Origin of the sequence: Bifidobacterium scaligerum (assembly GCF_002802865.1) — a bacterium.
Taxonomy (GTDB): Bacteria; Actinomycetota; Actinomycetes; order Actinomycetales; family Bifidobacteriaceae; genus Bifidobacterium; species Bifidobacterium scaligerum.
In genome coordinates this window covers 21,284-46,890 of sequence record NZ_PGLQ01000007.1, presented here as the reverse complement: position 1 = coordinate 46,890, position 25,607 = coordinate 21,284, and the positions used below count along the sequence as shown (strand labels likewise).

At 58.6% G+C, this 25,607-nt stretch carries 16 protein-coding genes, 1 tRNA gene and 1 pseudogene; 7 read left to right on the top strand and 11 right to left on the bottom strand.

From position 1 onward, the window contains the following. Positions 1-243: 243 nt before the first annotated feature. The 3 genes from CUU80_RS08745 to CUU80_RS08730 form a co-directional block, all read right to left on the bottom strand. Positions 244-2,994: a polyribonucleotide nucleotidyltransferase gene (locus CUU80_RS08745; RefSeq protein ID WP_100496934.1), complete on the bottom strand. Its 2,751-nt coding sequence runs from the start codon at positions 2,992-2,994 to the stop codon at positions 244-246. Positions 2,995-3,315: 321 nt separating this feature from the next. Further along, positions 3,316-3,585 carry a 30S ribosomal protein S15 gene (gene rpsO, locus CUU80_RS08735; protein ID WP_100496933.1) on the bottom strand — a complete coding sequence of 90 codons (270 nt, stop codon included), beginning with the start codon at positions 3,583-3,585 and terminating at the stop codon, positions 3,316-3,318. A gap of 123 nt (positions 3,586-3,708) precedes the next feature. Then, positions 3,709-4,560, bottom strand: a complete 852-nt coding sequence (locus tag CUU80_RS08730) for a hypothetical protein (RefSeq protein ID WP_439329980.1) — start codon at positions 4,558-4,560, stop codon at positions 3,709-3,711. A 238-nt stretch (positions 4,561-4,798) separates the two neighbouring features. Here CUU80_RS08730 and CUU80_RS08725 point away from each other — a divergent pair. Next, a tRNA-Gly gene (locus CUU80_RS08725) sits at positions 4,799-4,872 on the top strand. Positions 4,873-5,470: 598 nt separating this feature from the next. Here CUU80_RS08725 and CUU80_RS08720 read toward each other — a convergent pair. From CUU80_RS08720 to CUU80_RS08710, 3 genes are all read right to left on the bottom strand, one after another. Next, complete coding sequence (locus tag CUU80_RS08720; protein ID WP_243388706.1) at positions 5,471-6,562, bottom strand: putative endonuclease domain-containing protein; 1,092 nt, start codon at positions 6,560-6,562, stop codon at positions 5,471-5,473. A 569-nt stretch (positions 6,563-7,131) separates the two neighbouring features. Beyond that, on the bottom strand, positions 7,132-9,051 hold the full coding sequence (locus tag CUU80_RS08715; protein WP_100496931.1) for an alpha-amylase family protein: 1,920 nt from the start codon (positions 9,049-9,051) through the stop codon (positions 7,132-7,134). Positions 9,052-9,226: 175 nt separating this feature from the next. Continuing rightward, on the bottom strand, positions 9,227-9,691 hold the full coding sequence (locus CUU80_RS08710) for a holo-ACP synthase (protein ID WP_100496930.1): 465 nt from the start codon (positions 9,689-9,691) through the stop codon (positions 9,227-9,229). Positions 9,692-9,944: 253 nt separating this feature from the next. Here CUU80_RS08710 and CUU80_RS08705 point away from each other — a divergent pair, with 253 nt between their 5' ends. The 5 genes from CUU80_RS08705 to CUU80_RS08685 all read left to right on the top strand — a co-directional run bounded on the left by CUU80_RS08705 (position 9,945) and on the right by CUU80_RS08685 (position 16,576). Beyond that, positions 9,945-11,012: a LacI family DNA-binding transcriptional regulator gene (locus tag CUU80_RS08705; protein WP_100496929.1), complete on the top strand. Its 1,068-nt coding sequence runs from the start codon at positions 9,945-9,947 to the stop codon at positions 11,010-11,012. A 199-nt stretch (positions 11,013-11,211) separates the two neighbouring features. Further along, a complete protein-coding gene (locus CUU80_RS08700) occupies positions 11,212-12,537 on the top strand; it encodes an extracellular solute-binding protein (protein ID WP_100496928.1) in 1,326 nt (441 codons plus the stop codon). 27 nt (positions 12,538-12,564) lie between these two features. Then, positions 12,565-13,482: a carbohydrate ABC transporter permease gene (locus CUU80_RS08695; RefSeq protein WP_100496927.1), complete on the top strand. Its 918-nt coding sequence runs from the start codon at positions 12,565-12,567 to the stop codon at positions 13,480-13,482. A 30-nt stretch (positions 13,483-13,512) separates the two neighbouring features. After that, positions 13,513-14,454 carry a carbohydrate ABC transporter permease gene (locus tag CUU80_RS08690; protein ID WP_205832605.1) on the top strand — a complete coding sequence of 314 codons (942 nt, stop codon included), beginning with the start codon at positions 13,513-13,515 and terminating at the stop codon, positions 14,452-14,454. A 172-nt stretch (positions 14,455-14,626) separates the two neighbouring features. Beyond that, complete coding sequence (locus tag CUU80_RS08685; RefSeq protein WP_100496926.1) at positions 14,627-16,576, top strand: glycoside hydrolase family protein; 1,950 nt, start codon at positions 14,627-14,629, stop codon at positions 16,574-16,576. Between the two features lie 308 nt (positions 16,577-16,884). Here the strand turns inward: CUU80_RS08685 and CUU80_RS08680 are convergent, their stop codons facing one another. From CUU80_RS08680 to CUU80_RS08665, 4 genes are all read right to left on the bottom strand, one after another. Next, on the bottom strand, positions 16,885-18,474 hold the full coding sequence (locus tag CUU80_RS08680; RefSeq protein WP_207760110.1) for an MGH1-like glycoside hydrolase domain-containing protein: 1,590 nt from the start codon (positions 18,472-18,474) through the stop codon (positions 16,885-16,887). Positions 18,475-18,509: 35 nt separating this feature from the next. Then, positions 18,510-19,346: a carbohydrate ABC transporter permease gene (locus CUU80_RS08675; protein WP_100496925.1), complete on the bottom strand. Its 837-nt coding sequence runs from the start codon at positions 19,344-19,346 to the stop codon at positions 18,510-18,512. Beyond that, a complete protein-coding gene (locus tag CUU80_RS08670; protein WP_100496924.1) occupies positions 19,343-20,266 on the bottom strand; it encodes a carbohydrate ABC transporter permease in 924 nt (307 codons plus the stop codon). Before CUU80_RS08670 ends, CUU80_RS08675 begins: the two co-directional genes overlap by 4 nt. A gap of 153 nt (positions 20,267-20,419) precedes the next feature. Next, the gene (locus tag CUU80_RS08665) at positions 20,420-21,655 is read right to left on the bottom strand and encodes an ABC transporter substrate-binding protein (RefSeq protein ID WP_165775912.1); all 1,236 of its coding nucleotides are present in this window, start codon (positions 21,653-21,655) and stop codon (positions 20,420-20,422) included. A gap of 291 nt (positions 21,656-21,946) precedes the next feature. Between CUU80_RS08665 and CUU80_RS08660 the strand changes: the two genes are divergently transcribed. After that, a complete protein-coding gene (locus tag CUU80_RS08660) occupies positions 21,947-22,951 on the top strand; it encodes a LacI family DNA-binding transcriptional regulator (protein ID WP_165775911.1) in 1,005 nt (334 codons plus the stop codon). Between the two features lie 533 nt (positions 22,952-23,484). Here CUU80_RS08660 and CUU80_RS11280 read toward each other — a convergent pair. Then, positions 23,485-25,533: pseudogene (locus tag CUU80_RS11280) on the bottom strand (beta-ketoacyl synthase N-terminal-like domain-containing protein); the annotation flags it as partial. Positions 25,534-25,607: the final 74 nt, after the last annotated feature.

Genomic DNA, 25,607 nt, shown 5'->3' with positions numbered 1-25,607 from the left:
ACCCGTTTCTCTCCGTTGTGCGCAGTATTTCATCACCGACGCCGAAATACTAAAAAAGGACAGACCCGCAATAGGGCCTGTCCTTTTTTAGTACATGCAGTTATTTCCAGCGGATGCCGTAATCACTGCGAAGGTCTTTCCGAAGACCTCAGTCCTCGAATGCCGAACCGTCAAGCGGGGAACCCAGTGGGTTCCCCGTAGGTGAGGGGAGCGGCCATGCCGCGACGGATCCGTGAGAGGATCTCAGTCCTCGAACGGATCGAAGTCGCGACGGACGCGACGGCGCGGGCGCTCGGAACGCTCTTCGCGATCGGCGCGGTAATCGTCATAGTTGTCATCGGTGGCGTAGCGCGGGTTGCGGTCGGAACCACGGCCGCGGCCACGAGAGCCCGAACGACGGTCATCGCGGTCGAAATCACGATCGCCGCGGTCGGAGGAGCGGCGGCGACGCGGACGATCCTCATCGTCACGATCGTCGAAGTCGTCGTGATCCACCGGACGACGACGACGCGGACGATCCTCATCACGGTCAAAGTCGCGATCGTCACGATCAGCGGAACGACGGCGACGCGGACGATCCTCGTAATCATCCTCGAAGTCGTCGTGATCCACCGGACGACGACGACGCGGACGATCCTCATCACGATCGAAGTCACGATCGTCACGATCAGCGGAACGACGGCCACGGCCGCCGCCACGGCGATCGTCACGGGAGCCGCGGCCGCCACGGCGATCATCACGGTCGCCACGCTCAGCACGAGCACCGCCACGAGCGCCGGCGTTGTTCTCCTGATCTTCGAAGCCCGGGATGGCCAGGGAGATCTTGCCGCGGTCGTCCACACCCTGCACGACTACCTCAACGGTGTCGCCTTCTTTGAGCACGTCCTCCACGGAGTCGATGCGCTCACCGTTGGCGAGGTTGCGGATCTGGGAGATGTGCAGCAGACCGTCGGTGCCCGGGGTGAGGTTCACAAAGGCACCGAAGGAGGTGGTCTTCACAACCTTACCGTTGTAGGTTTCGCCGGCTTCCGGCACATGCGGGTTGGCGATGGAGTCGATGATGGCCTTGGCCTTCTCAGCGGCCTCGCCGCCCTCGGAGGAGATGAAGACGGTACCGTCATCCTCAATGGCGATTTCAGCACCGGTGTCTTCCTGAATCTGGTTGATCATCTTGCCCTTCGGGCCGATGACCTCGCCGATCTTCTCAACCGGAACGGTGGTGGTGATGATGCGCGGAGCGAACTCGCTCATCTCGGCCGGACCATCGATGCACTCGTTGATGACCTCAAGGATGGTGGTGCGGGCTTCGTGGGCCTGCTGCAGGGCGGCGGCCAGAATGTCAGCCGGAATACCGTCCAGCTTGGTGTCAAGCTGCAGGGCGGTGATGAACTCGGAGGTGCCAGCCACCTTGAAGTCCATATCGCCGAAAGCATCCTCAGCGCCCAGAATATCGGTCAGGGTCTTGTAGATGTGCTTGCCATCAACATCACCGGAGACCAAGCCCATGGCGATGCCGGCAACCGGTGCCTTCAGCGGCACACCGGCGGCGAGCAGGGACAGGGTGGAGGCGCACACGGAGCCCATGGACGTGGAACCGTTGGAACCAATGGCCTCGGAGACCTGACGGATGGCGTACGGGAACTCTTCGCGGCTCGGCAGCACCGGCACGAGGGCCTTCTCGGCGAGGGCACCGTGGCCGATTTCACGACGCTTCGGGGAACCGACGCGGCCGGTCTCACCGGTGGAGTACGGCGGCATCTCGTAGTTGTGCATATAGCGCTTGGACTGCGGACCGGACAGCGCGTCGATCTGCTGCTCCATCTTGAGCATGTTCAGGGTGGTGACGCCCAGAATCTGGGTTTCACCGCGCTGGAACAGAGCGGAGCCATGCACGCGAGGCACGATGTCCACTTCAGCGGAGAGGGTACGGATGTCGCGCAGGCCACGGCCGTCGATGCGGTAGTCCTCAGTCAGGATGCGGCGACGCACGATCTGGCGCTGCAGCTCCTTGAAGGCGTTGCCGAGTTCCTTCTCCTTCTCGGCATCATCCATGTCTTCGAACTCGTTGGCGAGCACTTCGCGCACGTGTTCCTTGATCTCGTGGATGCGATCCTGACGCGGCAGCTTCTCAGCGATGGAGAGTGCCTCATTGAGGTCAGCGTGAGCGATCTCGTCGATGCGAGCGTACAGCTCGTCGGTGTACTCCGGGAAGAGCTGGAATTCCTTGGTTTCCTTGGCAGCCTTCTCCTTGAGCTCGTTCTGAGCTTCGCAGATCACCTTGATGAATGGCTTGGCGGCCTCAAGACCCTGAGCCACGACGGTCTCGTCCGGCTTGGTCTGTCCCTCATCATAGATCAGGTGCCAAGCGTTCTTGCCGGCACCGGCCTCGATCATAGCGATGGCCACATCGCCGTTATCGATCACGCGGCCGGCGACCACGATCTCGAATACAGCGCGTTCACGCTCGCTCCAGCGCGGGAAAGCGACCCACTGGCCGTCGATCAGGGCCAGACGCACGCCGGACACCGGGCCGGAGAACGGCAGACCGGAGATCATGGTGGAAGCGGAGGCAGCGTTCAGTGCGATGACGTCGTAAGCGTCATCCGGGTTCACGGCGAGCACGGTCTCGACAACCTGAACCTCGTTGCGCAGGGTGTGCGGGAACAGCGGACGCAGCGGACGGTCAATGATACGGCAGGCGAGAATTGCCTCGGAGCTCGGACGGCCTTCGCGGCGGAAGAACGAGCCCGGAATCTTGCCGGCGGCATACATCTTCTCTTCCACATCGACGGTCAGCGGGAAGAAGTCGTAGTTCTCCTTCGGGCTGGAGCCGGCGGTGGTGGTGGACAGAATCATCGAATCGTCGTCCAGATAGGCGGCCACAGCACCATCAGCCTGCTGTGCGAGACGGCCGGTCTCGAAGCGCAGCGTGCGCTTGCCGAACGAGCCATTGTCGATTACGGCCTCAACGGCCTTGATTTCGGGACCCTCCATGGGGTTCCTCCTTTTTACTTATCTAATTATTCCTACATGCAAATGCGGCTTCGTGCCGCATGTCCTCTTCAGCGGACGTCACATACCTTGTGTCGGCTGGCCCCTTGGCCACCGTTTCCTCGTGTCAACCCATTCATTCGGGTTCTCTCTTCGGCCTTACCTCATGAACTTCAGCGCCAGACTCGATCGTTACATGACCGTTTACTGTCGTGCGGCACCTGTTTTGCGGCCTATCCTCTAACCCTCTTGCTGTTGTTGCCGTTGGTTGGCATATGTAAAACGCCCGAGTACCATCCTAGGCACTCGGGCGGAAGTCTTCAATTATCGACGCAGACCCAGACGCTCGATGAGGGAGCGGTAACGGTTGATGTCAACGTTCTTGAGGTAGTCAAGCAGACGACGACGATCACCGATCATGAGCTGCATGCCACGACGGGAGTGGTGGTCGTGCTTGTGCTGCTTCAGGTGCTCGGTCAGGTCGGCGATGCGCTTGGACAGGAGGGCAACCTGAACCTCGGGGGAACCGGTGTCACCTTCGTGCGTTGCGTACTCGTTGATAATCTGGGTCTTCTCTTCAGCCGTCAGTGCCACGGCATCCTCCTTAATGTGGTCGTTGCGCGGTGTTCCGTGCGGGCTCGCTCGAAACGCTCTCTATCCGCGGGCGAAATCACGCCAAATAGAAACTATAGGTCAGGGGGCGGACTGTCTACCGCATCACAGCACGGTCAGTACACCGCCGAACAGTACGACAAACAGCGCGAGCGCCTCGATCGCAAAGTACAGAATGAAACTCGCCCAGCTTTTGGTCAGCACGTTCAGCGGCGACGATTTTTTGATGACGACCAATAGTCCCACGAAAATCACCGCATATACTGCGATGCCGATGGCCGCCGCCATAATGCCGATGTTGGCAGCGTTCGCCAGATTGGCCTGGTCGCCGTACACCACATACGTGGAATACCAGAAGTTCAGATTGAGCATGCTCAAGCCGGCTATGAATTGCTCGCCGGCAAGACCGATGACGAACACGATCAGCCACGGCCACGAGGGGGAGACGACCACGGCCATCGCAAGCCCCACATAGGTGATCACTACGGCGGTCCAGCCGATCAGCGCGATGCCTTGGGCGGACACTCCATCAAGAGCCCCCAGTACGGTATACGTATTGTTCACGGCCAGCGAGCGGCCGAACCAGTATGGCGCGATCATGGCCGTCAACGCCGCCAGAATCACTACGATCCAGCGGACCGGATGGGAGCGCCGCCGTTCGATTTCCGCCAGCGAAAGGTCGGTTTCGGGGATCGAGGGGGTCGGATGCTTGGACACTTCCACCGTTTCGACTTTGCCGCCCACCACTTCGATGGCCTCGTTGGGCTCCGTGGGCTCTTCGGTCAGCGTGGGTCTGATGAGCTGAGCAAGTTCGGCTTCGGCGTCAGAGGCAAGCGGATCGGATTCGGCGTCGCGCCTATCGGCTTGCGTCTTGACCTGCGCGTCAGTCTGCGCTTCGGTCTGCGCATGAGGCTGTGCGGCTGCATTGAAGTGCACGGTTGCGTCGACGTCCGCCATGATCCTCCGTCCTGTCGTCCAGCCCTGTGCTGTTGAGGGTGCACTCGCACTGTTGGCAGCGCGGGCGCACCTATGTTTCATGTCCGCAACCATGGTACTCGCAACCCCGCTCGCAACAGCATTTTCCTTTGCGCCATGGTTCGACGCCACACGCCAAGGCACGAGGCACGACAGACGGAGTTGCTTGCGTCGGATTCCTATGTATAATGTCTCAAGTCGCCAAAAGCGACGACCTAACGCGGATGTAGCTCAATGGTAGAGCCTCAGTCTTCCAAACTGATTACGCGGGTTCGATTCCCGTCATCCGCTCCATTGATAACCGTTGGAATTCCGCCGTTTTTCTTGTTTTTGCGGCCAGCATCGCCCGCATAATGCCTCGCTTATGCCGCAGCTACAGCGGCAGAACAGGGACCGCGGAAACGTCGGGCGCTGTTTTTCATGCAATTTTCAGGTGGTTTGTACGTTGCGATGAGCTTGGGGTTGTTATATAGGACTTACGGCCACGAGGTCGCAATAACTGAATTCCTTTCTTCTTCTCTCTCCTTTCTCCGGCCCGGTTCTTCGGAACCGGGCTTTTCTTTTGTTTTCCGTCTTATAGGGTTATAGGAACAGGGTTGCGGGAACTGAGCGTGGTGTGTATGTTTCCGGGTCCGATCTTGCGGGAATATGCGCACAATTCGCGTTGTCTTTTCGAAACCGAGGTTTGTGCGCGCCGGCGTAAGCCCCTATCGGGGTCGCCCATGCGGGAAAGGGCGGAATTCCGGCGATCGCGATTCCGCATGTCGGCGCACAAAGCGTTTTCGGCGGCTTTTTGCTTGATTCGTGCGAACACAAAATGCGGTATGCGGGCCAATGGCCCCGAAGTGCGCGCGCCCGCAGTACCCGTTCTGTACGTCCAGCTCTTCGCCACTCATAGGGCGTGATTACGAGCTCTCCTTGCCGCGATGGCGCTCTCATGCCGTGCGAGCTGTTCCATGGTCATTGCGGTCACGCGAAAATCGACATGTGCGCCTCCTCGCTCCAGCGTGCGGGCCACAAGGAACGCGAATTCGGCTCTGGACTCATCGTGGCCCAGATTGCTGGCCGTGGCCAGGATGATTTCCCAGCCGCGGGCGCGCAGACGGTTGCGTTTCTCCTGATCGCGTCTCCACTGTTCCTTGTCCGTGCGATGCTGATCCCCGTCGTATTCGACCGCCACGAGGAAATCCGGCCATGCCATGTCCAACGTCATCGGTGCGCCCGTCTTAAACGAGGAATCCGGCACATGATAATTCAATGTTGGGCGCGAGATGCCGTGGCTACGAAGCAGGAGATGGGACTCCGATTCCTTGGGCGACCTCGCTCCGGGAATCATGAGTCCTGCGGCGACCTGACATTTCTTTTTGCCGTGAAACGACACGGGGCTCTTGCTCAGCGAGATAAAGGATCGCATGCGGCCGCCAAAGTCCGTTGCCGAATCGTTCGCCCGAAGATCCAAGGCGGCAATGATGGACTCTCCGAGGATAACGAGTTCCCGCAAAGGAAGATGCGCGGCCATCTGCGCCCAGGTGTGGAACAGGTCAAGCGCGTACACGTACTGGTTGATTCGCACGTTGCGCGCGGTCTTGAGCAAGGTCCAGACATGAGGCTGTACGAGGCCTCTCAGACTATGCATGCGCTGGCGTTTGCTACTTGAGACCGTGTGCAGCCTGTCGGGGTCCATGGCGCAGTTCGACGGCAGCGGTACGGCTTGCAGCATCAATGATGTGGTCATACCGAACAGCAGTGGTTTGCCGGCCCGTTGCGCGACTTCCGTGCAATGCTGGATGATGTCGCGTTTGCGTTGCGACAGGCTGCCGTACATCGAATTGGCGGCGAAATCGTTGCGGATTGACGAATATGGGCTGGCATGTTGTGTGTCGAGCGTATCCGGAGGCTCGTCGCCGAAGACGCCGGGCGGAGGTGTGGGGAGAGGCCGGCCGAAGATATTTGCGTTGGTTCTATTGGATGGTGTCGTGCTCATGATGTCACGCTAGCGAGTGTCGCAATGAGCCGCCACCTGAACCGGTGTATGTGGTTCGAGCTTATGTGGATAACTCGAATGTGGATAACCGGGCGATCGGGTACCGCGGGCGCTGCGGGCGCGCACTTCGGAGCCATTGGCCCGCATACCGCATTTTGTGTTCGCACGAATCAAGCAAAAAGCCGCCGAAAACGCTTTGTGCGCCGACATGCGGAATCGCGATCGCCGGAATTCCGCCCTTTCCCGCATGGGCGACCCCGATAGGGGCTTACGCCGGCGCGCACAAACCACGGTTTCGAAAAGACAACGCGAATTGTGCGCATGCACCAGGGGTGAAACGCATGCCGTCCGTCTCCCGACAGCTATAGGAGCCAGACCAATGTTCCGGAACCATGCCGGCGGCGTCCCCAGAGGCCTTGTTCCACGGCGTTTTCGGCGGATGGGGGGGGAAAAAAGCGCGCCCACGATGCGAACGCCCAAGCGTCGGGCTCAATACACCAGTGCCGGGTGAGACGGAAATCTCACCCGGCACTTGCCGGCTCTTGACCGCTATCGATCAGCCTAGGCGATCACAGTTGCACAAAACGTGCCTCATACGGTTCCAGATCGGCATCGAGCGGAGCGTCGAGGATGCCTTCGCTGGCGTTCAGGTGCGCGTGCTGGTCATGCTCGGAGAAGTTGAACAGGCCAATCAGCGTCTCGCCTTCAACCTTGCGAACCACGGCGAGCACCGCATCGTTAAACGTATCCCACGTGGACACCCAAGCGTCCGGAGCGAAGCACGGATCATGACGCTCTTCGCGCACCTCGGCCATGCCCTTGAACAACCGGTTCTGCAGCGTGCCGGACTTCTTGCGCAACGCCGCCTTGTCCCAGTCGAACTTGGAACGATGCAGGTTGCGGCTGTCTTCCACGCGGTCCGGGTCTTCCTTGTAATCCCAGCCGTTGAGCTGGCCGATCTCATCGCCGCAGTTGAGCATCGGGAAGCCCCGCAGGAAGCCCACGGCCTGATGCATCAGCAGATCACGCTTGACGGAAGTTTCGTACAGCGGCTTGTCGTGCGTAATGATGGCCTTCTCCACGCCGCACAGGGAGGCGGTGGTACCGCAGCTGCGGGCGTCGCGAGTGGCTTCGTCGTAGTTGTACAGCTCGCCCATCGACCAGCTGCCGGGCACCGCGCCCTCGTAGAAGTGGTACAGGAATTCCTTGTGCTTGAGCGGATCAATGCCGAGCTCACGCTCCACATCCTCGTCCAGACCCCAGCCGATATCGTCATGGCAACGCAGGTAGTTGACGAACCAGCAGTTGTCCGGCAGGGCATTGAGCTTGTCGATCTGGGCCTTGAGCAGACGCACGTCGCGGCTGGCCAGCGCGCTCCACAAGTTCACCATGATGGACACGTTGTACAGCATGTGGCACTCGGGGGCTTCGGGGGTGCCGAAGTAGGCGGCGAGCTCCTTCGGAGCCATGACCACCTCGCCCTTGAGCACAACGGCCGGGCAGACGCATTCCAGCACGATGCGCAGCATGCGCACGATGGTGTGGACCTCAGGCAGGTTGCGGCAGTTGGTGCCGAGCTGCTTCCAGATGTAGGGCACGGCGTCGATGCGGAAGACCTCCACACCGAGGTTGGCCAGATGCATCACGGACGAGAGCATGGCCACCAGCACCTTGGGGTTGCGATAGTTGAGATCCCACTGGAACGGGTAGAACTGGGTCATCACCCACTTGCCCATCTGTTCGTTCCAGCTGAAGTTGCCGGGTGCGGTGTTCGGGAAGACCTGCGGCACGTGCGCGTCGTACTCGTCCGGCACGGTGCGGTCATCGTAGCAGAAGTAGTAATCCTGATACTCAGGATCGCCGGCCTGTGCAGCCTTGGCCCAGCGATGAGTGGAGGCGGTGTGGTTCATCACGAAGTCGATACACAGGCTGATGCCGGCGCGACGCAGCTTCTTCGCCAGCTCAGCAAGATCCTCGTTGGTACCGAGCTTGGGGTCGACGGTGTCGAAATCCTCGACCGCGTAGCCGCCGTCGTTGTTCGGGTGCGGCATGGTCAGCAACGGCATGAGATGCAGATAGGTCAGCTTCTGCTCTTTCAGGTACGGGATCTTTTCGGCGAGCTTCTTGAGATCGCCGGCGAACAGGTCGGTGTACATGGTCATGCCGAACATGTCGCCACGCTTGTACCACTCAGGATCGGCTTCACGGGTTTTGTCGAGGCGCTTCAGATCAGCAGGACGGTCTGCGTAGGCTGCGGCCATCGCTTCGATTAGCGCGTCAAACTGATCATGATCGCTGTACAGGCTGCTGAACAGGCGCTCCAGCTCATCCTTGCGGGATTCAAGACGTGCGGTGAACACCTTGCTGGGTGCGCTTTTGCGCGTGGTCTTCGATGCGGTTTTCGCCGCGGACTTACGCGACGACTTCGCGTGCGACGCCGCGGTAGTGTTCGACTGTTGATCCTGTACCGACTGGTTACCTTGAGCCATCGGAAACTCCTTCGTCCCTATTATTGCCCGCGTCAACCGTTTGACGTGTGATTACTAGGATATCAAACCGGTTCGATACCCTCAAGTGCGCCACGCCGAAAACCCGCAACAGACCACACTTTCCAAGGCATCAGATCGAATACGCATGTTGCGAAAACGCCCCAGCACCATGGACCTAGCGAGCGATCACGACCATTGCCGAAGCGATAGAACCATCATGACTCAAGGAGACATGGACGGAAGGCCGCGAGCCAGCATATGGACCATCAGGCGACAGCTCACCCCCCTCCGAGCTTCCGCCGCCATAGAACGCACGCGCGGCACCCGCGGCGAGCATCACATGAGGAACGCCATGTGAATCATCCAGGATCTCCACCTCACGCCACGGGAAGTCATCGAGCGTAAACGGATACGACCCCTCCCCCACAGACTCGCACCACGCTTTGAGGAACGCCTCCTTGCCGGCCCATTTGGCCGCCAAATGCACCGCTTCGCCATCGTTTTTCACGCGTGCGCGCTCCAGCGCCTGACGCACCTCGCGCACGGAAAAAAGACTGCGCATGCGGGAAGCAGGTTCCGCCAGCTGTTCGGCGAAGGCCGCAACGTCCACCACATCATGCCCCAAACCCAATATGCCCATAGCAATCAATCCTATGGTCTTGCTCGGCGAGCGCACAACATTGCACCGCAATCATCGTTACGGAAGTCAAATTGTTGACTTACCTAAAGAATCCATGAAAACAGCGGATTTTCAACCGACACACCGAAACATAAATCGATTGACGTCAACTTTTTGACTTTTTAACGTTGTTAACACAACGAGCCAATGAAGGACAGCTTCATCATCGCGAAGCCGCAACCAACGAAGCAACTAGAAGCAAGGAGGCAAAACCATGGTCACCATGAAACAGATTGCCGCCCGTGCCGGAGTCTCCGTATCTTCCGTTTCGCTCGTGCTCAACAATCGCGACGCCGGACGCATCAGCGCGGACGTCGCAAGCCACATCCGCGCGATCGCCACGGATATGGGATATCTGACCAACCGCTTCGCCAGCGGCCTACGCACCAACAGCAGCCACACCATCGGTCTCTTGAGCGACGAAGTAGCCACCACTCCGTTCGCCGGGCGCATGATCGAAGGCGCGCAGGACGCCGCCCGGGCACTCGGCTATCTGCTCGTCATGGCCAACATCAAGAACGGCGCGAAAGAATCCGACCGCGAGATTCTCTCCCTGCGCCAGTTCGGGGTGGACGGCTTCATTTACGCACGCATGTTCAATCAAAAGACCACGCTGCCCGACTCACTGCAGGATTGCAAGGTGGTGCTCGCCGACTCCACGGATGCCTCCGGATCGGCACCCAGCATCGTGCCGGACGAACACAGCATCGGCTACACGGCCACCAACCATCTCATCGAAGCCGGCTGCCGGCGCATCGCTTACGTGGGCACCATACACAATATGGTCGCCCAGCCCGGGCGCCTGTCCGGATATGTGGATGCCCTGGCCGATCGCGGCATTCCCTATGACCCGGAACTCATGATCAACGTGGACACCGGAAGCGACGCCGCAGCTCGCATGCCGGCGTTCTTCGACCGTCATCCGGACGTAGATGGATTCTTCTGCTTCAACGACACCCGCGCCTGGGCCATCTACTCCGAAGCGGCCCGTCGCGGATTGACGCCCGGCAAAGATATCGCGGTGGTCGGCGTGGACAATCACCAGGTCATCGCCGAAGCGCTGGACCCGGCACTGTCCACCGTGGAACTGCCTCATTATGAAATGGGCTATTGGGCGGTCGGCAAACTGGTTTCGATGATCGAAGGCAAAGAGCCGACGCCATTCCCGAAAACCGGATACCCGGTCGACAAGGTCCAGCCGCCGCCGTTGAGCGAACATTCGCCGCAAATCGAGTGCCAACTGCGCATCAAACAATCTTGGGTGCGGCCGAAACGGCAGTAGTCCAGCCGGAGGCAAACGGCGCCACAGCATGGGCCAACGGCGAAGGCGCCGACGAATCCATCCGTCAACACCTCGCCTAGAGCATTCGAGTTCACATTTTTTACCGCCGATGCCGCAGAGCGTTGCGCGCAACCCAGCATCGAACCGGTTCGAGACATTACTGAGTAAGACAAACAGGAGAAACAGAAGGAGGAGCACCATGCCCCACACCATCAGAAATACAGCGCTCAAGGCTTTGGCAGCGTCACTCGCCATCGCCAGCCTTGTCACTGTAGGAGGCTGCGGCGAAGCAGCCCGCGCCGCGGCCAAGGCCAACGCCAACGAAATCACCATCTGGACGCATACGGCCGGCAGCGAAGCCGAGCTCGCAGGCGTGCAGCAGATCATCGACGACTACAACGCCAGCCCGGACAAGAAGGCCACCATCAAACTGCAGTCCTTCCCACAGAGCTCGTACAACGATTCGGTGATCTCCGCATCCTCCGCCAACAACCTGCCCTGCCTGGTGGACGTGGACCAGCCGAACACCCCGTACTGGGCCTGGGCCAACATCCTCGACCCGCTCACCGACGAGGCGTTGCTCAAGCGCACCAAGGACCTCATCCCCTCCGCCACCGGCAAGTGGAACGACAAGGTGTATACCGTAGGCTACTTCGATGCCACCGTGGCCCTGTTCGCCCGCAAATCCGTACTCAAGAAGCTCGGCATCCGCATCGCCACGGTGGACAAGCCGTGGACCAAGGACGAGATGGACGACGCACTGGCCAAACTCAAGGCCACCGGCGAATGGAACTACCCGTTCGAGATCGGCACCGCCGACAACAAGAGCGAATGGTATGCCTACGCCTACGCACCAATCCTGCAGTCCTTCGGCGGCGACCTCGTCAACCGCAAGGATTACCAGAGCGCGGACGGCGTGCTCAACGGCAAGGAGGGCAAGGCGTTCGCCAACTGGATGCGCGATCTCGTGGCCAAGGGCTACATCTCCTCCAAGGGCGGCTCCGACACGGCCCTCGACTTCGTGAACAACAAGTCCGGCCTGCTCTACGGCGGCATCTGGTCGATGAGCACCTTCCAGAAGTACGCCAAGGATTACGACGACATCGTCGTGATGCCGATGACCGACTTCGGCCACGGCTCCGTCACCGGCGGCGGTTCCTGGACGGTCGGCATGACCCCCACCTGCCCGAACAAGGCGGCCGCGCAGGACTACATCCGCTTCTCGCTGCAGGACAAGTACATCGCCAACATGGCGAGCGCCGGCATGAACATCCCGACCACCAAGGCCGCTCAGCAGATGGTCAAGCCGTTCGCCAAGGGCGGCGATATGCAGATCTTCACCGAGATCTCCGAGAAATACGTCAAGATGCGTCCTGAGACCCCGGCCTACAACTTCATCTCCACTGAGTTCCGCAAGACCATCGGCGACATCATGAACGGCGCCGACGTCAATACGTGGCTCGACAAAGCAGTCAATCATATCGACGGCAACATTCAGGGTGCCGACGGTTACCGGAAGAACTGATCGAAAGCGACTTCAAAGGGAATCATCATGACTAGTACCACCAAAACCCCTGTGGCGACCAACAAGCGTACCGCCGAACAGCGTCACGAGAACGCCGTCGGCTGGGGCATGCTGCTGCCGGCATCCCTGCTTCTGCTGCTGTTCATCGGCATCCCGGTGCTGCTGGCGTTCGGCCTGGCGTTCACCAACGCCCGCACCATCAGCCCGAATCCGACCCGATTCATCGGTTTCGAGAACTTCACCCGACTGTTCTCCGATCCCACGTTCTGGTTCGCACTGCGCAACGTTGCGGTGTTCGCCGTGGTCGTAGTGCCGGTTCAGGCCGGACTCGGCCTGCTGCTGGCCGTGCTCATCAACAAGCAGGTACGCTCCTCCGTGTTCTTCCGTACGGTCTACTTCCTGCCCGTGGTGACCTCCATGGTGGTGGTCTCCCTGCTGTGGATGTTCATCTACCAGAACGACGGCATGCTCAATCAGGTGATGTCCAAGCTCACCTTCGGCCACTGGCAGGCCGTGGACTGGCTCAACGACCCACGCACCGCGATGGGCGCCATCATCGTGATGTCCATCTGGCAAGCGGTCGGCCAGCATATGCTCATCTGGCTGTCCGGTCTGCAGACCATCCCAGGCGAACTGTACGAGGCCGCCGAGCTGGACGGCTGCAGCGCTTGGGAACAGTTCAAGAACGTGACTTGGCCGGGCCTGCGCTCCACGCGCAACATGATTCTGATCACCATCACCATCGCGGCTATGAGCCTGTTCACCCAGATCAACGTGATGACTCAGGGCGGCCCGCGCGACGCCACCACCACCGTGGTATTCGAGGCCGTGCGCTCCGGCTTCCAGCAGCAGGAGATGGGCTACGCCTCCGCGATCACGCTCGTGTTCTTCTGCATCATCATGGTCATCACCGCCATCCAGCGCTACCTGACCCGCGAGAAGTAATCGAAAAGACTTGAGATTAAGGATTCAACGATGAGCAACGCAACTACTTCGATGGCCGCTCACGACAAGCTCGCGGCCAAGGCCGCCAAAAAGGTCGCCTATAAGCACAACCGCCTGTCCGTAGGCGGATGGATCGTCCGCATCCTGTTCGCCTGCCTGTTCGCTTTCCCGCTGATCTTCATGGTGGTCAGCTCCTTCAAGCCGGACGATGAGATCATGGCCGATCTCGGCTCCTTCAAGGCGTTCCTGCCGGTGGGGCACATTTCGCTCGACAACTACGCGCAGGTGTTCACCCGCGTGCCCGCCGCCACCTTCCTGATGAACTCGGTGATCATCACCGTGGTTACCGTGGTGCTCGGCGTGATTGTCAACTCGATGGCGGCCTTCGCTCTGCAGCGTCTTGAGGTGCGTGGCAAGAAGGTCATCTTCACCTTCATTCTGGCCACACTGATGGTGCCGTTCGAAACCTACGCCATCCCGCTGCTGTGGTGGGTCAACCAGCTGCCGCGCCCGGTGGTGGACCAGTTCGGCCTGTACTTCACCCGCGGATGGATCGATACTCTGCCCGTGCAGATCGTGCCGTTCATCGCCAACGCCTTCTCCGTCTACCTGTACATGCAGTACTTCGAGACGATTCCGAAGGACCTCGATGAGGCCGCCCGCGTGGATGGTGCCGGATGGTTCCGCATCTACTCGCGTATCATCATGCCGCTGTCCGGACCTGCCACCGCCACCGTGGTGATCCTGAGCTTCCTGCCCATGTGGAACCAGTACGTCTGGCCGCTGATGGTGGTGCAGTCCGAGAATCTGCGCCCGGTGATGATCGGCGTGCAGTATTTCCAGCAAATGACCACCTCGTGGGGTCAGATCATGGCCTACAGCTCGCTGATCACCGTCCCGATCATCATCGTCTTCGTCCTCTTCCAAAAGCAATTCGTCAGCTCCATCGCCTCGACGGGAGTAAAGGGCTGAAATCACACCACATACTTCGACTGCGGTCGGGGCTAACCGGACCGCTGCGCCTGCCTCGATTGCAGTCGACCACATACTTGCCGGATGGGTTTTCCCCTTTTCTCCCATCCGGCATTATTCGTATCGCACGAAATAGTTGCACGCGTCAACGCATACGTCAAAGGAGACCACAATGACCATCATCAACACCGATAACTACACTGCATGCGAAGCGTTCGCATCATACGCCGGCGACGGCGAAACCCCCGGCATCATTCGTCTCACACCAGTCAGCGGCAGTGCGCAGCCGGTGGAGGCGAGCCTTACCGCAGCCGATCGTCGCGCGAAACTGACGCTACCCATCACCCCCGGCGAACAGTACGAGCTGCATTGCGAAGGACTGGAGCTGGGATTCGCGTACCTGACCGGCGGCGAGAATCTGATCGACCGCGGCATCCGCATCATCACTTCGGATACTCGAGCCACCGCGCATCGACCGCGCGCACATTTCGAGCCGGCACAGCACTGGATGAACGACCCGAACGGCCTCTGCCGTTTCCAAGGCCGCTACCACATGTTCTACCAGTACAACCCCTACGGCTGGGAGTGGGACAGCATGCATTGGGGCCATGCGGTCAGCCATGACCTGATGCACTGGGTCGATCTGCCGATCGCGCTGCTGCCGCAACCGGATCTATCGCGCGACGGGTCGCTGGCCGGCGGCGCGTTCTCCGGCTCCGCGGTCACCGTGGACGAATCCGGCCGCATCGTGCCAGGCGATCAGGCGAGCGCCATCCGCATCTTCCTGACCCGTCACTGGGAGCGTCGAGGAGATCCGCGCTCGGTCATCGAAGAACAGACCACGGCCGTCAGCACCGACGGACTGACGTTCGGCACTGAAACCACCGTGATTCGTCGTCCGGGCGATGATTTCGGACCGGACTTCCGCGATCCGAAAGCCGACGACACATTGCTGACTGACGCGCCGGACGGCGAGACGAACAGCAGCACCACGACAGCCGGCGTTCCGACCATCGTGGTCGCCACGAACCTGCCGGCCGAACAGGCACCTGCCGCTGGCGAAATCGGCTCGGCACCGCGTCCATCCGGCACCTATTGGTATGGCGAAAGCACGACTGCAGCGGCCGGCGAGCAGACCCCCGACCTCTCTCGCATTCCGACGCTCGCCCTGTTCCGCGCCACCGACTCCAATCTGGACAACGCCACATGGGAATACGCTGGCCCGTTGCTGTTCGAAACCGGCCTTCCCGAGGCGTACACCTACGAATGCCCGGACACGTTCAGCGTAGACGGTTCGGCCGTGGCCATCGGTTCGGTGATGAAATTGCACGATACGACCGGTCGATTCCAGCCGATTCGCTGGTACACCGGCTCAGTCGTGGAGCCGGCCGGCTCTCCACGATTCGATGTGGAGCAGGCCGGCTGGTGCGATTTCGGATCGTGTTATTACGCAGTACAGTCCTTCCGTGATCGGCACACGGCGGCGGACGGCAGCCAGTCCGATCGTCGCATCGCCATCGGCTGGCTGTGCGACTGGTTCGGCGTACGTATCGAACGTAACGACTACGCCAACGGCGTGATGAGTTTGCCGCGCGAACTGCATGTGGTGGACGGACGACTGCACTCTCGCCCGATTCAGGAGGTTTACGATCTGCTGATCGGCGGCGAGCTCACTCCGGACGCGACTGACGGCACTGATAGCGGGCGCGAACTGCGCGTGAACGTTCCGAATCATGCGTACTACGCAAACATCATCCCTGAAGCGAATCAGTCGTTTACCATGACGCTGGTTTCCGGCCTACGCAAGCAGAGCGACGGCACTATGACGCAGGCTTCGCTGAAGCTGGCAAGCGACGGCAAGGCGGTACACCTGACCACCACCGGACTGCCGACCGACGGTTGTGATTACGTCTCCGTCACCGAACAGGTGAACCGTGTGGAGGTGTTCTACGACCATGGCGTCGCCGAAGTGTTCGTCAATAACGGTGAGGATGTGGGTGCTGTGCTGTTCGACTGCAGCACCGTCAACGATCCGGTCTTTGTGACTGCGCCGACAGTGACCGGACTGCACGGCGCTGGCACTGGCACCGTGACGTTCCGCGAACTACGCTCCACGCGCTGACCATAACCGGCAGCTCGGGTTTTCTTCATGGCTTTTCACTCGCGATGCGTCACTACATGCACCTACATGCACATGCACATGCACAGTGGGCGTGACGCATTGCGGGTGGAGTGCCTCTGCTTGGCCGGCAGCCCTTCGTAGACGAGACAGATATTCCGCGAGGGCAGAAATCAGCCCCTTGTAACACGGATAGCCTTGGCAGCTGGACAAAAACACACGTTGCCGAGCCTATTCATTCATCCATGACGCTCCTCGCACCGGCACATCGACGCATCGGCGAATCGACGAATCGACGCATCGGCAAAACATCACAAAGCTGCCCTAACGCAGGGGGCGCTGGCTTCGTCATGGTAGACGACTCCGTCGAGGATAACCGTCAGGCCACGCCCGTGACCATAACGGTCACCGATCTGGTCATAGTAAATGTCGATGGTCGTGTCGCCTACCGGCAATCCCAACAATCTCCAATACGGCATCGCATGTTCCACAGCGAGCGGTTCAACGATGAGCATCGAAGACGTCGACTCATCCTCCACTCTTACGCCGGCCAGACCGGAGATGATCAAATCGCAGAAAGCGGAATGGTTGTAGTCTTTGCCGCGCTCATACCCACCTTTGTCTTCGCGCCAACCCCATGCTTCCAACTGATCGCGAGAAATCCAGACTCCGGTATCGGCATCAAGATCTTCGTCAATCCAATCGACGATGTCCCCCTCGGCGGTCTGCCGAGTATGGATTGCCGCGTATCGGCGCAATTCACGCATAAAATCGTCAGCTGTCACTCCGTTGCGTCCAGAGCGAATTTCAGCAATCATCGAATTAAGCGTTTGGGTGGTGGCATACGGCCAACACGGTCCATTCCACTGACATTCGTGGGCGGAGTCGCGATTCATGTACCGAGGGTGGCATATTTCGGCAGTACGAATACCTGCCGCACCAGCGAAGTGCTCTGGATCCGCAAGGAATCGCCACGCATCCTCGTTGCGCGCGTCGGCCACATTGAACGCCCATGGGATATAGCCAATCTCTTCACGCACGTTGCGCATGGGATCAACATCGGCGAACTCGATAGCATCCAACACACCATCTTTGTCGTCCAGCGGCAGCACCTTAAAGAACCGGCCTTCGTCATCCCAAAGCTCACTTTGCATCAGACGAATGAGCTCGCTGGCCTTCGCCCGATATTCTTCAACCAGATCATCACGCCCAGCCCAACCGGCAATGCGTGCAATGGCTCGCGCGTTGCCTACCATGTAACTATTAAGTGTGGGACGCAGGCCGGAACCGGAGATGGAATCTTCCATGGCATCACGGTCGTCGTATGACCAGAACAAGCCGTAGCGCGTCATGTTGCACTCCTCCACCGTGTGGTAGAAACGCACGAACTCATCCAACAAACCAATGGCAAAATCACGGTCATCACGGATTTCGGCGTACCGCATGACAGCATCAATAACCCACGATGAATACGACAGTTCATCACCTGGTCCCCTGAACCAGAAGTTCACATAACTACGCACCAAATCCTTGCCATCACGCAACCAACGAGCCTCGGCAATATGATGGCCGCTGGCGCAATTGATGGAGTTATAAGGACCTGCCCAATACACATTCGGCAGAAATTCCGAGATGATGCGACCTTCAGGCGTGGACGTGATGTGCTTGCGAAACACCCACCAGCGGAAGTAGTACACGCGCTCCAGAAGTCGATCGGCGCACTCGAAGAACGGCACCTCGCGCTTCATCCAGTCAGCGGCCATCTTATTGGCGATATCCTGCGGATACAGTTCCTCATCATGGGAATTGAACTCATTGACATACCCATCAATCACGCTGCCGGTATCACGCGTCGGCCCAGGCGCAGTGAACTCCTCAATCGGTTGGTACACCTCAGTCATGACGTCATTGTCCTTTCGAAACAGCCTGTCTTGACTCAGCCCTTAACCGCTCCGGCCACCAGACCAGAAACAATCCAACGCTGGCAGAACATGAAGAACACGACCACCGGCGCAAGCGCTATACAGGTGATGGCCATGAACAGCGGCCAGTTCGTAGAGAAAGCGTTGACCGCGTTGTACACCTGAAGCACCACCGTGCATTTTTCGGCGGAGGAGACGAACACGCTTGGGCGCAGGAAGTCATTCCACACGGCCAAGGTCTGGAACACAATCACCGTGGCAAGAATCGGTCTAATGAGCGGGAGCACAATCTGCCAGTAGATGCGGAATGGACTTGCGCCGTCCACACGAGCAGCCTCAAACAACTCCGTAGGCAATTTGCGCATGTATCCGACAATCAGGTAGTAGCAGAATGCCGAATCGGCTAGGTACAGCACAATCAGGCCCGGAAGAGAGTCGACGATACCCAACGTGCCCTCCATTTTGTACAAGGGCAGCAACGTGGATTGCACAGGAATACAGAACGCGAGGGTCAACACGGCCCCCATGCCGACTGTAAGCCAGTTCTTTTTCAGCACCATGGCATAGGCGGCGAGTGAGCCGACAGCCACCTGCAGAATCACGCCGAAAACAGTAACAATCAGCGTATTCAGGAAGGCAGTCCAAATCGAGCCGTCCGCTACGGCCTGGGCATAATTAGCGAATGTCCATTCAGTCGGGAGCGCGAATGGATGCTTGGTCATGTCCACACTGGTTTTGAACGAGCTGACAATAACGTAATACAGCGGCAAAGCGCACAGAATCGCCGAGCCCAGCGTCACGATAGTGCGCACAATCTTGCGAGGCACGGTATTGGCACGTGACTCAATCATTCGAATCTCCTTTGAATCGCAGAAGCAACAATCTGCTGAATAGTGACCAGCAGCAAGCAAACAATGGTGAACAACACGGCGAGAGCGGATCCCACACCGTACTGTGATTGGCCGGTGCCGCGCAGCAGAATGGCTTGGGTGATGGTCATTGTGGCATTGCGCGGACCGCCGGCGGTCAAGGTGAATGGCAGGTCATAGACCTTAAGGTTGCCGGTCATGATGAGGAACGTGGACACCACGATGGCGGGAACCAACTGAGACAAGGTGATATGGATGAACTGTTGACGGGAATTGGCGCCATCGATTAAGGACTGTTCGTACAGGTCGGCGGGAATCGCCTGCATATAGGCGAGATAAAGCGTGGCATGCCAGCCGACGCCCATCCAAACACCCACGAAAATCACGCAGAACTGGGCCCAATGATCATCCGACGTCCATGGGATCGGCGGAATGGTAAACAAATCGAGAATCTGGTTGAAGATGCCGGATTTCATTGGAGAGAAAATCTGCCTCCAAATCAGACCCAGAATGGCTTGCGCCGGGATGCCTAGGAAGAAGAACAGCGAACGGGCTAGAGAACGGCCGTAGAACTGTTTATTCAATGTCACAGCAAGAGGCAAAGCCAACACAGTAATCAGCAGCGTGGTCGATACCGCAAATAGCAGGGTGAAGCCAAGGCTGTGAAGCAACTCCGGCTCGGAGAAAATGGTGACGTAGTTCTTCAGTCCGACCATATTGAAGTCGGTCGAGAAGCCGTTGTAGTCGGTCAACGAATAGTAGACGGATGAGAGCAGCGGAACCAAGGTCAGTACGGCGAATACGACCATAATCGGCAGCAGGAAGAAGAACGTGGCTCGGTCTTCAGGGCTAAGTGGCCTCCTGCGGACTTTAGCAATGGCGGAAGTTGCAGAAGCGTTCATGAGTAACGGCTTTCTTTATTCATGAGTGGGAATGATTACAGAAAATGCAGGTACGGACGCCCGAGCTGAAGGGATTCAAACGCAGGAGTAGAGAACGGTTTGTCATTGCAGCAAATCGGACGCCCGCATTTCAAACTGCACGGATACGATCAGCTATTGGACACTGCTCCACTTGGCATCCAGGTTTTTGGCAGCGTCCGTTGGCGTAGTCGTGCCGCCTTGGATGCCTTGCTGTTGTGCGATGACTTCAGCGCTCATGGCCGTGGATCCCTTTTCGAACGAAACCCAATGGAACTTGCCTTTGAAGAAATAGTCATCGTACAGAGGCTTAAGCTGTTCATCAATATCAGAGGTGTAGTTGCTCGAAACGGAAGCGGAGCCGTATGCAGTAGTGAACAGTTTGAGGCCTTCCTCGGAGTTCATGAAGGTGAGGAACTTTTCAGCGGCATCCTTATGCTTGGTCTTGGCGCTGATAGCGAAAGCAGGATCGGCACCACCATCGACGTATGGTTCAGAACCTGGATATTCGGGGAATGGAGAGAATCCGTAGTTCACACCAGCCGCCTTGATATCAGCCACATCCCATCCGCCGGTGCGATACATGGCAGCCTCACCATTAATGAATGACTGCTTGACCTGATCGGCGTTCAGGCCAGTGGCCTCCTGCGGCAAGGCACCGGACTTGATGAAACCATCATTCCAAGCCTCGAATGCTTTGGTCCACTGGTCAGCAAACGTGCTCTTTCCGGCGTAGATTTCCTTGTCGCCATCGGTTCCGGTAGAGGCGTAGTAGCTACCCAACAGGCCAATCAGCGACCCTGACATTTCCTGCCCGTTTTCCAAGAATGGCGTAATGCCTTTGTCCTTGAGCTTCTTGGCCAGTGCGGCAAAATCATCAAGATTATCCGGCACAGAATCGTAGCCGACTTCCTTCAGCAAATCTTTGTTATACACAACGCCAGCAAGCCAACCGGAAATCGGCATGCCGTAAATCTTGCCATCCTTGGTGTAGTCAGTCAGATAGGTTTCATCAATACCTTTGAGATAGCCAGCACCAGTGATATCTGCGACCGCACCGTTATTCATAAGGTCAGCGCGATTGTTGCCATTGAGGTTGAAGACATCAGGCGCCTGATTACCAGCGATGCGGGTTTGCAACGTGGAATTGTATTCGGAATCACCTTGTCCATAGGAAATCTGGACTTTGATATCCGGATTGGCCTTTTCGAAGGCCGCAACCACCGGATCCATAGTTGCCTTGTTGTAGTAGGAATACACGGTTAAGGAATTGCCTGAATCCGCAGAGCTGGACCCACATGCGGCCATGGGCACGATCAGGGCAACTGCACCAAGCGCAGCCACAATCGCTTTGTTCATTCTCGACTGCATCGTCTTTTCTCCTTGCTTGTTGTATGCACGCTCTTCTATGAGCGATGACTTCATCGTAGCACCGTTTTACAAGAACGTTTAACCTTTAGTTTTGTTTGATGAATTACGTGTTTGCAATTGGCTTTATTTCAACCTTTTCCGCTCTTTTAGCAACGTTCGATATCGGCGCGTCGAAACGTTCTTGTAGATATATTTTCTTAAACGATATTTTTTGAAGCAACGCCTTTGAGAAGCGAAAGGTGTAACGTTTATATGGTCCATTTACCACGAACCAACGCAGGAGGACACAGCATGGCTACATTGCGCGATGTCGCCAAAGAAGCAGGCGTGTCAGTCGCCACCGCTTCCGTTGTGTTGCGAGGAGAGCCTGGATTTAAACCGGCAACCCGTGAAAAAATCCTTCGGGCAGCCGAAAAAATGCATTACACGGCGAATATGACCGCACGCTTTTTAAAGCAAGGCTCCAGCGGTTTCATCGCTTTCGTAGTTCCAGATCTCGCAAATCCTTATTATTCCGATCTGGCTTGGGCAATTTCTCAACAGGCCGCCCAACAGGGCTACCAGACCATCGTGGTTCAGACTAACGCTTCTTCCGAATCGGAGCGAGATTCGTTGAAGCGTATCAGTACGCCAATGTGCGACGGGCTCATCATCAATCTGCACAACGTACCCGAAGATGAACTGAAATCTTTGATTAGCGGCCATCCGGCTGTCTTGTTCGAAGACTATGCGGAACATCCTCAATATGACAATGTCGCTCTACCTTTAGAGGCTTCATTCAAGGCAGCTTTTACTTATCTCAAACAACGAGGCTATGAGCATACCGCCATCGTCGGAGGACGAAAATTCGCAAAAGATGAATTCAGTCAGGCAGGGCGCAACACCGGATTCCAACTTGCGCTGCAGGCTATGACCAACGCCGGCCTAGGATCGGAAGCCGACACCATCCCCTGCGATTGGACCGCAGAAGGCGGAGTCCATGCCGCAACCACAATTGTGCAGGCTGATCTAGGATATGACTCATTCTTCTGCATGAATGATCTCATAGCGTTCGGGCTCATCAACGGGTTGCAGGATATGGGCGTTCGCGTGCCGGAAGACAAAGCGGTATTTGGATTCGATGGCATAAGTCCGGCATCGTATTGCTCACCGAAGCTCAGCACCATTGCCGTGGATTTTGACGGAATGGCTCGTACGGCCGTCTCCATGTTGGTGGAACGCATCAAAAAAACCAGTGATATACCCCCGCGCCGCGAAATCGCCAGTTTTTCTCTTGTACGTGGCGTTTCAGCGTAAAGCAGACGCAGAATTGCCGCATCTGCTCTACAAGGGGCTGATTTCCGCTTTGCGGAACATCTATCTCGTTTACAGGGGGCGGCCGACCAATTCAACCTTACGGAGAAGAGGCACTCGGCCGCCGTTATTTTGTCGTTTTGCGGTGCCTCTGCCTGGCCAACAGCCCCTTGTAACTGAGATAGATGTTCCGCAAAGCGGAAATCAGCCCCTTCTAACACAGAAAGCCCCTTCTCGCGAACCAGCTCAGTTCACTTGCGGAGGGGCTTTCGGCACCTTTTGCGAATTTGTCTCTCTGACGCGAACTCAGAGAGACAAATTCGCAAAAGGGAGGCCGTTCGGATCCGAATAAACGGTGCCGAACGAGGGGATCCGAATAAACGGCTTAGGCGGTCAGGCTTCGTAGAAGCCGGATTCGCCAAGGCGAGCGTCGGGCTGAGCCGTTAAGCGGGATGCCCAGTGGGCATCCCGTAGGCGAAGTGAGCGGGGCACACCACAGGTGCCCCGCGAAGGAATCCTGATGTGAGCCGACCGAATCAGGCTTCGTAGAAGCCGGATTCGCCAAGGCGAGCGTCGGGATTCAGCAGCATGGCCTTTTCGACCTCGTGGTGGTCGTAGCCGCGGTGGTCCTCACGGAAACGACGGTTTTCGATCGGCTCGTAGAGCGCGGCACGGCCCATCATGCCTTCTTCAAAGTGACGCTGGCCGGCGGCCAAACGCGCATTGGCACGTTCGCGCCATGCTGCCAGCGCAGCTTCGCCGTCCGCATGAGCCACGGCCGCCTCGAAGGCACCGGGGTGAACCAGTGCCACGAATCCGCTCACATGACCGAAGCCGAGCGACGTGGCGAGGCCTGCCTTGACCGGACACCCTGCGGTCTCGCGACCGAACTCGTCCTCGCCGCCGCCGATGCGCAGAGGCTTACGCAGCCAGACCATATGGTCGTCGCGCTTGAGCTTCGGATCGACGCAGTCGAGCGCCGCGTTGGCCGGAATCACGCCGGATTTGAACAGCTGAGTCAGGCCGTTGACCTGGAAGATGCAGGCACCGCCCTTGGCATGGCCGGTGAGCGTCTTCTGGGAGATCACGAACAGCGGGTTGCCGTCCGTGCGGCCGATGGCGTGGGCCAGCGTGTTGTGCAGCTCGGACTCGTTCGGATCGTTGGCGTTCGTGGAGGTGTCATGCTTGGACACCACGGCGATGTCATCCGCGGAAACGCCCAGCGCGGCCAGGTCGTGCACCAGCTTGGACCGGCGTCCGCCAAGGCCCGCCGCCAGAGCGCCGAGTCCCGGAGCCGGAATCGAGGTGTGCGCACCATCCGCGTACGAGTGGATGAATCCGACCACGGCCGCGACCGGCAGACCGAGCTTCAAGGCGATATCGCCACGGGTCACGAGAATCGTGCCGCCGCCCTGGGATTCCAGGAAGCCACCGCGGCGACGGTCGTTGGCGCGGCTGAAGAAGCGCGCGTCAATGCCCTTGCCGTACATCTCTTCGGAGTTGGCGGTGGCATTCATGTTGCCGAAGCCGATCACCGACTCCACGCCAATATCATCAATGGCACCGGTGACCACGAAGTCGGCCTTGCCGAGGGCAATCTTGTCAACGCCCTCTTCCAGAGAGACCGCAGCGGTGGCGCAGGCGGAAACCGGCTGAATCATGTTGCCGTAGCCGCCGATGTACGACTGCATCACATGAGCCGCGACCACGTTCGGCAGGGCCTCCTGCAGAATGTCGGTCGGAATCTCGTGGTTGAGGAAGCGGTCGAGATAGAGCTTGCGCATCGAGGCCATGCCGCCGAAGCCGGTGCCTTGGGTCGAGGCCACCAGCGAGGGGTGGATGGACTCAAGGATTTCGGCCGGGGTAAAGCCGGCGCTCAGGTAGGCATCCACAGTGGTGACGATGTTCCACAGCGCGATTTCGTCCACATCGCCCACCATCGAGGCCGGAATGCCCCATCGAGTCGGGTCGAAGCCGGTCGGGAACTGGCCGCCGACGGTACGGGTCATCGTGGCACGACGCGGTACGCGAATCATCGATCCGGCGTGACGGGTCACATTCCATTCGCCGGATTCAGCGTCCGGAGCGATGGTGGTGTGCTTGGCGTCCAGCTTGACGTATTCGCGGGCGACGTCCTCGCTCGGCACGGAGAAGGTGACGTCGTGGTCCAGGAAGACCTCGGCTTCTTCTTCGTCGGCACCGTCCTTATAGTCGCCGCCCATGCCGGTTTCGAATGGACGGATGCCGGAGCGGGCCACGACCTCGTCGTGGTACCGTTCGGCGATGTCCTCTTCGGGCACCAAGTTGCCGTCCACGTCGTACCAGCCCGGCTTCGGGCTGTCCTGCCAATTCAGCAGGCCCATATTCCATGCCAGTTCGAGCACGGCACCGGCACTCAGATCGACAGTGCCGTCCGAATGGATGCCGAGTTCGGCTTGGGTGCGCGTACGGCCGGAACCCCACGGGCCAAGTTCGCCGACGGAAACGATAACGATTTCGTCTTCCGGCTTGGCGGTGACGTTCCGCCAATCGGCAAGGTTCACCGGAGCCTGCTTGGTAACGATCGGGGTGGGCAGGGCCTTGAGCGCGGCGGCACCGCTCTTATCGCCTTGCGATTGTCGCTGCTCGGCGTCGGCTACGGACAGTCCACTGGACTGTC

Bases quoted from the DNA above. Each gene is read 5' to 3' on its own strand.
- CUU80_RS08690 (WP_205832605.1), top strand. From the start codon at position 13,513: ATGAGCAACGCAACTACTTCGATGGCCGCTCACGACAAGCTCGCGGCC.
- CUU80_RS08660 (WP_165775911.1), top strand. From the start codon at position 21,947: ATGGCTACATTGCGCGATGTCGCCAAAGAAGCAGGCGTGTCAGTCGCC.
- CUU80_RS08710 (WP_100496930.1), bottom strand. From the start codon at position 9,691: ATGGGCATATTGGGTTTGGGGCATGATGTGGTGGACGTTGCGGCCTTC.
- CUU80_RS08695 (WP_100496927.1), top strand. From the start codon at position 12,565: ATGACTAGTACCACCAAAACCCCTGTGGCGACCAACAAGCGTACCGCC.
- CUU80_RS08700 (WP_100496928.1), top strand. From the start codon at position 11,212: ATGCCCCACACCATCAGAAATACAGCGCTCAAGGCTTTGGCAGCGTCA.
- CUU80_RS08745 (WP_100496934.1), bottom strand. From the start codon at position 2,994: ATGGAGGGTCCCGAAATCAAGGCCGTTGAGGCCGTAATCGACAATGGC.
- CUU80_RS08680 (WP_207760110.1), bottom strand. From the start codon at position 18,474: ATGACTGAGGTGTACCAACCGATTGAGGAGTTCACTGCGCCTGGGCCG.
- CUU80_RS08720 (WP_243388706.1), bottom strand. From the start codon at position 6,562: ATGAGCACGACACCATCCAATAGAACCAACGCAAATATCTTCGGCCGG.
- CUU80_RS08730 (WP_439329980.1), bottom strand. From the start codon at position 4,560: ATGGCGGACGTCGACGCAACCGTGCACTTCAATGCAGCCGCACAGCCT.
- CUU80_RS08665 (WP_165775912.1), bottom strand. From the start codon at position 21,655: ATGCAGTCGAGAATGAACAAAGCGATTGTGGCTGCGCTTGGTGCAGTT.
- CUU80_RS08675 (WP_100496925.1), bottom strand. From the start codon at position 19,346: ATGATTGAGTCACGTGCCAATACCGTGCCTCGCAAGATTGTGCGCACT.
- CUU80_RS08685 (WP_100496926.1), top strand. From the start codon at position 14,627: ATGACCATCATCAACACCGATAACTACACTGCATGCGAAGCGTTCGCA.
- CUU80_RS08715 (WP_100496931.1), bottom strand. From the start codon at position 9,051: ATGGCTCAAGGTAACCAGTCGGTACAGGATCAACAGTCGAACACTACC.
- CUU80_RS08705 (WP_100496929.1), top strand. From the start codon at position 9,945: ATGGTCACCATGAAACAGATTGCCGCCCGTGCCGGAGTCTCCGTATCT.
- CUU80_RS08670 (WP_100496924.1), bottom strand. From the start codon at position 20,266: ATGAACGCTTCTGCAACTTCCGCCATTGCTAAAGTCCGCAGGAGGCCA.